Genomic DNA, 11342 nt, shown 5'->3' on the forward strand with positions numbered 1-11342 from the left:
GCGTTGCGCGATCACCACTGTAGTCACCCGGTACGACAGGGCCAACCGTGATGTGTGCTAGCCCAGTTACAAATGCACCCCGGACATGACACTTTGACCGATCTGCTGGTCAGTGTCGGGCCATACTCGCACCGAGGCAGATCGGCAACAGCTGAGGCGCACCACGTCTGCAGTCATGTGGTTAAAACGTGAACGGTGCGTCACTGCGTCGGACGCTCGAGCGCGGACCGTCGTCACTCGAAGTAGTGCACTCGCGCAGTGTTGCCCGAGGTCCCCCGCCGGGGTGCGTTGCGAGCACGCGACCGCCGTATCGCGCATGAGGCCTGCTCCGCCCTCCGCCGAGCGACGTTTCTCTCCGAAAGCTTCACCTCCGCAATCACCTCACGCCGGACGCAGCCGGTTGCCCTTCCGTTATCAGTTGCTAACTTGTGGCGGAGTCCGGACACCGCAGGGCGCCTACCGGTCGGCACAGGCCGCAGGCAATCCTGCCCACGGGGAGGGTTGCTGCCCATGGCATGGAACGAGTGGGAACAGCTCAAGGCCGACACGCTGCGACGCCAACAGGGGTCTGTGCACATGCAGCTGAACCAGGTGGACGGCGGCGGTCCTTCGAAGCCTGTTCAGTACGGGGATCTCAAGGTCGCGAATGACGGCCTCACCAAGATCGGTACTGCCGCGTTCGAGCTCTACGACCAGTTGTGGAAGAAGGCCCGGGTCTCCGTGCCCAGCAGTGAGTCCGCGGCCGCCGACCTGTCCAAGCAGGGTTTCGCACTGGGCGCGGGACTCGCACACGTGTCGACCCGTTGGGACGAGCAGTTGAAGTCCCTGTTGGACGCGTGCGCCCACATCTCGAACCACATGCGGGTCACCAAGAAGGTGCACGACGGGGACGAGGGCTACATCCAGCGGCAGATGAGCAGTATTGCCACGCTGGACGCCGGCTTCGACGAGCGGGGCGGTGCGCCTGGCGAGAAGAACCCGATCTACGGAGAGCCGAGCAAGAAGAAGGACAAGTAAGGATCCGCCCTGTCACGACGGCTGCTCCGACTCGCTGCCCGCTTCCCGCAAGGACGTGATCCATGGAACTCGACACTCTCCGCGATGCCAACTTCAAGCTGCTCGACGACGCCGTCAAGGACTGGTCGACACTTGTCAAAAACCTCGAAGAGCTGAAGAAGGATGCCGAGGACAACCTGCACAAGGGCGCCAACAAGGCCGACTGGGTGGGGGTGAACGCCAAGGTTTCCAAGGAGTTCATCGGCAAAACGGCTGGCGAGTTCGCCGATGCCCACGCTCAGGCCGACAGCATCCACAAGATCCTCAGCGACACGCTGGGTGAACTGAAGAGCTACCACAAGCAGCTCGTCGAGGCCATAGACCGCGGCCGGAAGAAAAACCTCAAGGTCATCGGGTACGAGGGCAGCTTCACGGTCACCACGGATGCTCCCCCGGAAGCACGCAGCACGATGGACCAGGACAACAAGGGGGACATCACCGCGCTCCGTGACGAGATCCAGGGCATCCTCAAGAACGCCACCGAAAGCGACACCTCCGCCTCGGCCGTTCTCCAAGCCATCGCCGACCAGAGCAAGGTGGGATTCTCCGACGCCAGTTACCAGGACCGGGACACCGCGGCCAACGCTCTCAAGCAGGCCGACGAGCTGGCCGCCCTCGCGAAGAAGGACCCTGACGACCTGAGCGTCAAGGACTTCGACAAGCTCAACGCGGGGCTGAAGAAGTACGCCGGCGACGAACTGTTCGCCGAGCGGTTCGCCACTGCGCTCGGGCCGAAGAAGACACTGGAGTTCTGGGCCGGAGTCGCTGACCCACAGCGTGGGAACTGGGACTTGGACCGCGAGCGTCGCGATCAGTTCGACGACCTGCAACGCAGTCTGGGCATGGCACTCGCCAACGCCACACAGAGTGACTCGATGGCGATGGCCGACTGGAAGCGCACGATGGTGGACATCGGCGACAAGCCGCTGTACGGCAACCACGGCGGACCGATGGGCTTCCAGGTCATGAGCAACCTCATGCGGACCGGTGACTACGACGACCGGTTCCTTACGGACTACGGCACGAAGCTCATGGCCACCGAGCGCAAGCTGACCGGCAACGGGGAGTATCCCAACCGCGCATGGACCCTGGAAGCGGGGAATCCGCTGTTGAACCGGATCGGAGACGACAGCGGTTCAGATCCGCTCACGGGCTATCTGAAGGGCCTGTCCAATAGCCCGGACGCGGCCACCGACTTCTTCAACCAGCAATTTGTCTCGAAGGACGACTCGGACAACCCGTTCGAGCGAGACCCGGACGGCAAAGGAAAGAACGAGAAGGTCTCTCTTTCCAACTTCCAGTATCTCTTCGAGGAACGGGAGTGGCCGCAGGAGTCCAACTCCAAAGGTGATGACCTGCACACTGGGCAGAACAACCTGGCGCTGGCCTTGGAAGCTGCGACGACAGGTCATCCGGCAGGTGAGATGCCCACGGCCGACACACCGGCCCACAACGCACAACAGGCGAAGCTGATGGAGAGCCTGGTGGCCTCAATCGCAGACAAACCCGAACGCCTCACCGACAACAGTTACATGTCCGACAGTATGGGGCAGATTGCATCGGAATACCTACCCGACATCAACCGGGCCATGAGCGACGTTCCAAGGGATGACGACTCAAAGAGTTGGGACGCCATCGAAAAGCTCTTCCCGGTCCAAGGGACTGAAGCAGAACTGAATCATCCAGACGCCACGAAGTTCCTGTTCGCTGTGGGGCAGAACGAGGAAGGGTATGCCGCAGTAGAAGTCGGCCAGCAATCTTACATGGCTAAGTTGATGGCCCATCACCTTGATCCCAGCCTCCCCGCTGACCAGCGCTTCTCACAAAGCTTGGAAACAACGGTGAGCACCATCACGGAACGGTCCGGGGAGATCTCCGGAACGCTTGGGCTCGGTCGACAGGAGGAGGTTGCCGGGCCGGCAGCAGACGAGAAGGATAAATCCTACGATCACTCAATCGCTCAGTACAAGAACGGCATTTCAGGTGTCACCGGAACAGCTGTCGGAGTCGGTACCGCATTTGTCGCGACGCCCTGGGTCGGCGCACTAGCGGGCGGCGCAGCCGGAACTGTGACAAGCGTCGTACTGGAAGAAGTTTTCAAGGATGCCGAGGGCCATGCTCTGGAGGAGGCTTCCGACGAAATGGGAGACCGCTGGCAGGCAGCTCTCATGCAGAACAACAACTATGTCGGCGTAGGAGCAAGGACCGCAGCCGAGGAATACGGCCTGAAAAATTCACAGGACGTTGAAACTTGGGCTCGCGGGGGTGCACGCCAAGGATTTATCAACGCACAGGCCCTGTTGGAGGGGCAGGCCCCAGGCAGCACAACCAACGTCGGATAACAAGTATGAGATCCCGGTGAAGGGCATGGAATTTTCACGCACTGCCAGACGGCGGCAGCGCTTTCCCGCTGCCGTAGTAACTGTGCTGCTGCTCACGCTTTCGGCATGCGGCGAGGAGGAGCACGATCAAGACTACTCGGTACCACATTCGATTTGCGGAACTAAAATCAACGCGGCGCTTTTCTCTCCGTTCCTTCCTCCTGGCGACAAACTGACCACTAAATCTTCCACCCCATCACCAAATGTCACCAAATGTGGGGTTTCCGTCGACGGTAAGCTGGTCGCCCAGGTTTCTCAGGAGTGGTGGGACAGCATGGGTATTCTCGAATTTTCTCGAGGCCTGTCCCTGGATTCCCCGAAGCGCCAGACGGAAGACGGCCTGTACGCCTATTCAGAAAATCAGGCTTTCGGCAAGACAACGGGATGCGACAACAAGGACCACCGAGGTCAGGTTCTCTACACTGCCATCCAATTCCCCGGCTCGGAGCATCACAACGCGGACAGCATGAAGAAGCTGATCACTGAGTACACAGCCTCAGTCCAGCAGTCATCCTCATGCTGATTCCCACCAGACGCATCCGACGCCATGAAGCGTCGTATCACGTCCTGTACTGAAGAAGTCGAGGGAACTACTGAATGATCCTTTTCAGTGCTGACGTTCCAGGGTAAGGACGGTGGTGATCGACCGGCGCTCGAGCTGCCGACAGGACTCGGTCGACCGTCCGCTGTCGCCGACCCGGTCGCACTCGGCAAGTGTGCTCTCGAGCAGGACCTGGTCGGGATCCGTCTCCCGCAGGGCCCGCAGCAGTCCGGGCACCCGACGGGACGGTGGTCGACGACGGCGGTGGCGCAGGCGTGGGCGGTGCCGCCGGATATGCCGAAGTCGGCGGCGGTCTACGCAAGTGGGTCGCGTCGGCGGAGGTAGGGCAGGCCGACGAGAGCTTGCTGGTGCGGCGGGAGTTTGCAGCGGCGGTCGCCCTCACGGGTGGCGATGAGGATGGTGACCCACTCGACCAGGGCGTGAGGCAGGTCGAGTGCGGCAGGACAGGGGACCAATGAGGCTCCTGTGCTGATGAGTTGAGGCACCGAAGATCTCTCTCGTCGGCACAGGAGCCTCGTGTGTTGTGGGCACCGGCCCGTCACCCGGTCAGTGGCCACGCTGAAAGGGCTCCGTGACCGCACTCGCGGACACGCGGAACCGCACGCTGAAGGCGCCCGCCAAGGCCTCACCGCCCCCCGCCCCGTCGCCGCGCGTCCCTCACCGCCACTGCCGTGCCGCCCAGGCCCGCCGCCAGGACCAGGCCGCCGACCACCACGTACGTGCCCACGCGGGTGTTGCGTTCCTGGGCCGTTTCGCCGAAGTGGACCGGGGGGACTGAGGGGGCCTCGGCCGGGACGACGCCCTTGTCGGGGGCCGGGGACTGCACGGGGTGGGCCGGGTCGACGTCCGTGAGGGCCTTGACCGGGTCGATGACGCCCCAGCCGACGAGGCGGTCGTGGCCGGGGATGGAGCGTTCGGCCGTCTGCTCGATCTGGGCGACGATCTGGGCGGCCGTCCACTTGGGGTACTTGGCCTTCAGAAGGGCCGCCACCCCCGCCACGTACGGCGCGGAGAAGCTCGTGCCGTTGTCCGAGCAGTGGCCGCCGCCGGGGACCGTGGAGATCATGTCGACGCCGGGGGCCGCCACGCCGACGAACTCGCCGGACTGGGAGAAGGGCGCGCGTTCGTTGTTGCGGTCGGAGGACGCCACGGCCAGGACGCCGTCGTAGGAGGCCGGGTAGGTGATCTGCTCCTTGCCGCCGAGGCCGTCGTTGCCGGCCGAGGCCACGACCACGACCTGACGGGACAGGGCGTAGTCCACCGCGGCCTCCAGGCTCTGGGCGGGCCTGACGGCGTTGGCCGTGTCCTGGGAGATGTTGATGACGTCGGCACCCGCGTCGACGGCGTACCGGATCGATGAGGCGAGGGTCTTGGCGGTGCCGTTGCCCTCCGCGTCGTTCTGCTTGACGGGGATGATCGTGGCCTCGGGGGCCAGGCCCACGAAGCCGGTTCCCTTGGCGGGGCGGGCGGCGATGATGCCGGCCACGCGGGTGCCGTGGCCGACGGTGTCGGTGGTGCCCTGCGCGTTGCCCCGGTCGATCTCCTCGCCCTTGCCGTTCTTGGCGGGCAGGTAGTTCCTGCCCTTGGACGCGTCGACGGCGCCGGTGAGTTGGGGGTTCTTGACGTCGACGCCCGTGTCGATCACCGCGACCCGGACGCCGGCGCCCTTCGACTGCTCCCACAGTTCGTCCAGGTTGACGCGTTGCAGCGACCACGGCCGGCCTTCGTACTTCTTCGACGGGAACGTGCACTGTCCGCCGTCCTCGGCCCTGGCCTCGGGCGCCGGGAGGGCACACACCGCCGTCCCCGCGAGGAGCGCCGCCGCGAGGACGGTCGTCGCCGTACGGGGGATCCCGCCGAAGCGGCTTTCGTGCAGCATGTTCTCGTTCTCCTGGGGGGCCACGACCGCTACGAGCCCTGCGGCTGCCGGGCCGCCGCTTCCGACAGGCGGGGGCCGGTGGGCAGGAACGTCGACCAGTTCACCGGAACGGGGGACGGGTCCACCTTCTCGTAACCGAGGCGGGTCTGTGCGATGCGGGCCTCACTGAGTTGCTGCTCACGCTGCTTGTCGGAGGTTCCGATGCCCTTGTCGTCCGTGGCGCTGTCGCTGTTGGACTGCAGCGCGTACCGCAGTCCCGTGTCGGTGACCAGGAAGACGCCGCCCGCCTTGGTCTCGGTGCCCTGGAACTGCCGGTAGAGCTGACCGGAGCCCGGGGTGACGTACGCGCTGGAGGAACCTGTGGGCAGCTTGGCGGGGAAGTCCTCGCCCACCCAGGTGGACAGGGTCGTCGTACCGTTCTTGGCGTTCACCGAGCGCAGCACGTTGCAGACGGTGTTGCGGCCGGCGGTGGCGGAGGAGCCGTCGTTGACGGTCTTGGGCCGGTACGACGGCCAGGTCCGCTGTCCGTCGAAGTCGGTGCTGTCGACGACCGCGCCGGGACTGACCTGCTGCGCCTCACCGGCCTGCCCGACACGGACGAGGTCGCCGCTGTTGAGCAGCAGGGTGGCGGTGAACTCCGAGATGCGCGCCACGCTGCCCTGCAGGACCACGTAGTACTGCATGCGCCGGCCGTCGTAGGCCTTGATGACCATGCCGACCTTGTCGTACTGCCCGAGCATGTCGGAGGCTCCCGCGTCCGCGCCCGGGGTGCCCTTGATGTCGGGGATGGCGACCGGGTCGCCCTTGTGGAGGGTGTCGAGCCAGTCCTGGGAGACGCGTTGGGGGGCGCGCCCCTGGGTGTCGAGGGCCTTGAGGAGTTCCTTGTCGGTCGGATCCGCCAGCGGGTAGGCGTATCCGCGCGAGTCGACCACGTACTGGCTCTTGCCGTCCGGGCCGACGACGTACATCAGCTCACCTCCGGTGAGCCTGTCCGCGCCCTCGGTCCTGGACCACTCCTTCTGGGCGAGGACGAACGCCGCCTTCTGGATGGCCCGGCCGCCCGGTCCGGGACGCTCGCAGACCGCCCACCGCATGGCCTTCTCCGCCTCTTCGGGCGAGGGCAGGCGGTCGGGTGCGTAGGGGATGCCGATCGTGGCGCCGTGCGGGGGCTCGCCGCTGTCCAGCACGTCCTCGGCGACGGTGATGACGCTGTCCTTCTCGGGGTCCAGGAGGAGTTTGGCGGACGCCATGTTGAGGACCGGATGCAGCTGCTTCTCCCCGCCCGTCTTCAGTACGACGTACCGGGTCGTGGACTTGCTGGCCACGATCACGTGCGCCCCCGGCTCGTCCCACCCCTTCGGGGCCGTCGGGCTGAACATGCCGATCGCGCCGAAGACGGCGAGGACGACCACCCCGACGACGAGGCTCGGCACGACCGCTCTGAGCGGCTTGGGGGCCCCCTCCTCCGAGCCCGACGGAGAGGGTTGCAGGAAGGACGCGAGAGTGCGGCGCTTCGCGAAGGTGTAGGCGTTCAGTTCATCGCGCCGTGATGCCATCTGTGTTCGTTCTCTCCCCGTACGAAGCCATGGAGACCGGCGGAACGGTGATGCGGGCCACTGGTGTCCGCCCCGTCCCGGTCGCCTCTGGAACCTCGGCTGTCAGACCCGCACCTACTATGCCTGTTGCACCGTGGTGCGCGCGGCACGGGTAGGGTGCTGAAGCCTCGCCGCCTGCTGAGTGCGGTGTTTTTCGGGATAGTTCGGGGGTTTTGCAGTGATGGCTTCCGCACCGCGAACCCGGTCGCGATCGCAATCCGCGACGCGGCGGGCCGACGCGGCGCCGACCACTGATGGTTCCGCGGCTTCTCGCGGTGCCGCGAGGGCACGCGGTTCCTCGACCGCTCGCGGTTCCGTCACGCCGCACCTCCAGGCGCGTTCGGGTCGTGGCGGCTCCTTCGCTTTGCAACGGCTGGTGATGCTGGAGCTGGCCGCCGCGCTGGTGGTGTGCGGCTGGCTCGTCGGTCCCGCCGCCCTGGTGCCGGTGGGGGTGGTCGCCGGCGTCCTGGTACTGCTCGCCGTCGTACGCCGGCGGGGGCGTTCCCTGCCGGAGTGGCTGGGCAGTCAGCTGGCGCTGCGTGCCCGACTGCGCAGGGCCCCGGAGACGCCCCTGCCGCCGGGAGTGGACTCCAGCCTGGTCCCCGCCGTGGAGTGCGAGCCGAACCTGCGGACGTACCAGTACAGCCACCGCGACGACCACGACCGGCGCCCGGTGGGCATGGTGGGCGACGGGGGCTTCCTCACCGCCGTCCTCCAGGTGGAGGCCGGTGCCGGTGCCCTGCGCGCTGAGCGCGGGCGCACACCGCTGCCGCTCGCCCTGGTGCGGGACGTCCTCGACGTCGACGGGATCCGGCTGGAGTCGGCCCAGGTCGTGGTGCACACGCAGCCCGCGCCCGCACCCCATCTGCCGCAGCAGTCGGTCGTGGTGACGAACTACGCGCAGCTCCAGGCGGATACGGTCTCCCCCGCGGTCCGCATCATGTGGATCGCGCTGAAGCTCGACCCCGAGCTGTGCCCGGAGGCGGTGGCCGCGCGCGGCGGCGGGCTCCTCGGCGCGCAGAAGTGCCTGGTGCGCTCGGCGGGGCATCTGGCCAGCAGGCTGACCGGTGCCGGGTTCCGGGCGAACGTGCTCACGGAGGAGGAGCTGTCCGCGGCGCTCGCCACCTCGGCGTGTGCCAACCCGATGGTGACCTCCCAGCAGGGGCAGGGCGACGCGCCCCGGCGCCGGACCGAGGAGTCCAGCCGCAGCTGGCGCTGCGACAACCGGCGGCACACCACGTACTGGGTGCGGCGCTGGCCCCAGCTCGGTGGCTCCCACCCCGGGCTGCCGCAGTTGGTGGCCCAGTTGACGGCGGTGCCGGCGCTCGCGACGACGTTCAGTCTGACGCTGGCCCGCAGCGGGCAGCAGGACGTGTCGGTCACCGGGCATCTGCGGGTCACCGGTCGCAGCAGCACCGAACTGTCCGACGCGCGCCGGGCCCTGGAGCGCGCCGCGCGGCAGGCACGGACCGGGATCGTGCGCCTCGACCGTGAACAACTGCCCGGTGTGCTCGCCACTCTGCCGCTCGGAGGTGCCCGCTGATGGCCGTGACCACATCGACCGGGCCCACCGGTCCGGAGGCCGGTACGCGGTCGGCCGCCGGGCTCCGGGAGCGGCTGCGCGCCGGTTTCGGACTGCTGGGACCCCGGCATCCCCGGCACACGCTGTCCCTCTCCCAGGTCGACGCGCTCGCCCTGCCCGTCGGGGACGACGGTGTCGTGGTGGGCGTGGACGCCGGGGGCCGGCCCGCCGTTCTCGGGGTGAACCGTCCGACGCCGTTCGACATCCTGTTCATCGGCGGTCTGTGGACGGCGCAGGTGATGGCGCTGCGGGCGGCTGCGACCGGTGCGCGGGTCACGGTGGAGACCGGCCGGCCGGGCCACTGGGCCCAGGTCGTCCAGGCGGTCGGTGGCGGCCAGTCGGGGATGACCGTGCACGACGTGGGCCGGGTGCCGCCGCAGGGCGCCTCGGCCATGAGCCCGGTCCTGGTGATCCGGGACTGCGGTATGCGTCCGCCGCGTGGACGGGTGACGTCGGCGCCCTGGCAGTCGGTGCTCACCCTGCTGCCGTATCTCAGCCCGGTCGCTCCCCGGCTCATGCGGCAGGCGGGGCTCACGGGCATCCAGCGTGTCTCCCCGGACGAGGCGAGGGAGTTGGGGCGCGTCATGGCCCTGTCTCCGGCCGAGGTGGAGTCGTTGCCGACGCTCCCGGACGGCATGACCCTCTGGTGTGCCGACCGGGACCATCAGTACGTGATGGCTCAGCCCACCGACGCGGAGACGGGGTTGCTGGGAGCACCGCGTCGCATGGACTGACTCACCCGTCGTGCGGACGCTCCGTACCGCATCGGGAGCGGCTGCGGCGGACCCGCGTCACGGCTTGTCCTTCGCGTTGCTCTCCACGCCGAGGACCAGGTGGATCAGTCGCTTCCCCTTGTCCTCGGCCGGACGGGTCGCGGCCTTGGTGCCGAAGAAGACGCGGCCGTTCTGTACGACGACGTCGTTCTCGTACACCGTCGTCAGCGTCTCGGCCTCACTCGGCAGGTCGAAGTAGAGGTACGGGATCTCCCTGCCCGTCGCCGGGTCCAGACCGACCAGCGCGTTCGGGGCGACGTGGTCGTTGCTCAGGCTCAGGGCGAGGAGCTGGTCCCCGCTCATCCGCACCGGGCGGAGCAGCGAGCCCTCACCGGAGCGGAATTCCTTGGTGGCCCTGCCCGTCGCCAGGTCGAAGCCGGTGATCCGGTTGGAAAGGTGCTTCGTGGGCTGGTTCGCGCTGCGCACATAGACCTGGTCCGCGCCGACGGCGATGGTCGGACAGTCGTCGACGACGAGATAGTCGGTGGTGGGGCAGTCAGCGATGTACGCGCCGCCGCCCAGTCCGATGGTGGCGCGCGTGGCGCCCTTGTCGTCGAGGGAGATCAGACCGGTGAGCTCGGTGGCGCCCTCGGCGACGGCGACGACGGCCGGGTCGGTGGACGGCACGGTGAGGTCGCGTACGTCGTCGGCCGCGGAATACGTCCACAAGGTCCGGCCCGTCTCCGGGTCCACCTTGCGCACCTTGTACGTGACGTCCCGCGAGGATGCGTCCGGCACGCTGTCGTCGGCGCCCCCGCACTTCTGACGGATGATCAGCGCGCGTCCGCCGGCGGCGCCGAGGTCCTGGCAGGGGGCGGTGGCCTTGCTGGACCAGCGGCTCGCGCCCTTCTCCATGTCGTACCCGATGGTGCCGCCGCCCCAGGTCACGGCGACAGTGCCGTGCGTCAGGGTCACGCCGGGCCTGTCCGAGCCGGTGGCGCCCTCGGTGAAGCCGGTCGCGGGGCCGGCCGGGGAGTTGGGGAAGCGGGCCGACCAGACCAGGCGGCCGTCGTCGAGGTCGACGAGGCCGACCTGGTTGCAGTAGGCGTCCTTCTCCCGGTCGTTCGCGCGGAAGAGGACCGCTGTGCGGTTGTCGCCGGTCACGTGGCGTGTGTAGCCGCAGATCGGGCCGTCGAGTCCGAGCGCCCACTTCTCGTCGCCCGGGGACGCGTCGGTGCCGATGCGCAGGCCGACGATCGTCTTGTTGATGCCCTTGGCGAGGATCCGGTCGGTGGCCCACATGCCCGGCATCTCGAAGTGGTCCCCGGGGTTCATGTCGTCCACGGAGAACCGGAAGGCACGCTGTCCGACGGCGCTCGCGGGTCGCTTCTCGACCGTCTCGCGGACATCGAGCGGGCCCGGCCCCTCTTCCGCCTGTGGTTTGCCCGAGACGTTCCCCTCCTCGCCCCCGCCGTCCCGATAGAGCCAACCCCCGACGCCCAGCGCCGCGAGCACGACGAGCGCAAGGAGGCACAGGAGCACGTTCCGGGAGCGCCTTCCCTTCCCGCCCTTCG

The 11342-nt window shown here is 67.6% G+C and carries 8 protein-coding genes and 1 pseudogene; 5 read left to right on the forward strand and 4 right to left on the reverse strand.

What is annotated here, in order from left to right; all coding sequences use genetic code 11:
• Positions 1–510: 510 nt before the first annotated feature.
• The 3 genes from ACIRFH_RS30500 (at position 511) to ACIRFH_RS30510 (ending at position 3960) form a co-directional block, all read left to right on the forward strand.
• Positions 511–1017: a hypothetical protein gene (locus ACIRFH_RS30500; protein ID WP_403527769.1), complete on the forward strand. Its 507-nt coding sequence runs from the start codon at positions 511–513 to the stop codon at positions 1015–1017.
• Between the two features lie 62 nt (positions 1018–1079).
• The gene (locus ACIRFH_RS30505) at positions 1080–3398 is read left to right on the forward strand and encodes a hypothetical protein (RefSeq protein ID WP_403527771.1); all 2319 of its coding nucleotides are present in this window, start codon (positions 1080–1082) and stop codon (positions 3396–3398) included.
• Positions 3399–3414: 16 nt separating this feature from the next.
• A complete protein-coding gene (locus ACIRFH_RS30510) occupies positions 3415–3960 on the forward strand; it encodes a hypothetical protein (RefSeq protein WP_403527774.1) in 546 nt (181 codons plus the stop codon).
• 162 nt (positions 3961–4122) lie between these two features.
• On the opposite strand, the pseudogene ACIRFH_RS30515 reads toward ACIRFH_RS30510, so the two are convergent.
• The 3 genes and pseudogenes from ACIRFH_RS30515 to eccB all read right to left on the reverse strand — a co-directional run.
• Positions 4123–4454, reverse strand: a pseudogene (locus tag ACIRFH_RS30515) (transposase family protein); the annotation flags it as partial.
• A 170-nt stretch (positions 4455–4624) separates the two neighbouring features.
• Entirely contained in the window at positions 4625–5878 is a 1254-nt protein-coding gene (mycP, locus tag ACIRFH_RS30520; protein WP_403527777.1) for a type VII secretion-associated serine protease mycosin, read from the reverse strand.
• 29 nt (positions 5879–5907) lie between these two features.
• Positions 5908–7434, reverse strand: a complete 1527-nt coding sequence (gene eccB / locus ACIRFH_RS30525) for a type VII secretion protein EccB (protein ID WP_403527780.1) — start codon at positions 7432–7434, stop codon at positions 5908–5910.
• Positions 7435–7654: 220 nt separating this feature from the next.
• Between eccB and eccE the strand changes: the two genes are divergently transcribed.
• Positions 7655–9016 carry a type VII secretion protein EccE gene (gene eccE, locus ACIRFH_RS30530; protein ID WP_403527783.1) on the forward strand — a complete coding sequence of 454 codons (1362 nt, stop codon included), beginning with the start codon at positions 7655–7657 and terminating at the stop codon, positions 9014–9016.
• A complete protein-coding gene (locus ACIRFH_RS30535; protein WP_403527786.1) occupies positions 9016–9789 on the forward strand; it encodes a hypothetical protein in 774 nt (257 codons plus the stop codon). Before eccE ends, ACIRFH_RS30535 begins: the two co-directional genes overlap by 1 nt.
• Positions 9790–9846: 57 nt before the next feature.
• Here ACIRFH_RS30535 and ACIRFH_RS30540 read toward each other — a convergent pair whose 3' ends face one another.
• Positions 9847–11310: a PQQ-binding-like beta-propeller repeat protein gene (locus ACIRFH_RS30540; RefSeq protein ID WP_403527789.1), complete on the reverse strand. Its 1464-nt coding sequence runs from the start codon at positions 11308–11310 to the stop codon at positions 9847–9849.
• Between the last annotated feature and the right edge of the window lie 32 nt (positions 11311–11342).

It is taken from the genome of Streptomyces sp. NPDC093586 (genome assembly GCF_044764905.1).
Taxonomy (GTDB): domain Bacteria; phylum Actinomycetota; class Actinomycetes; order Streptomycetales; family Streptomycetaceae; genus Streptomyces.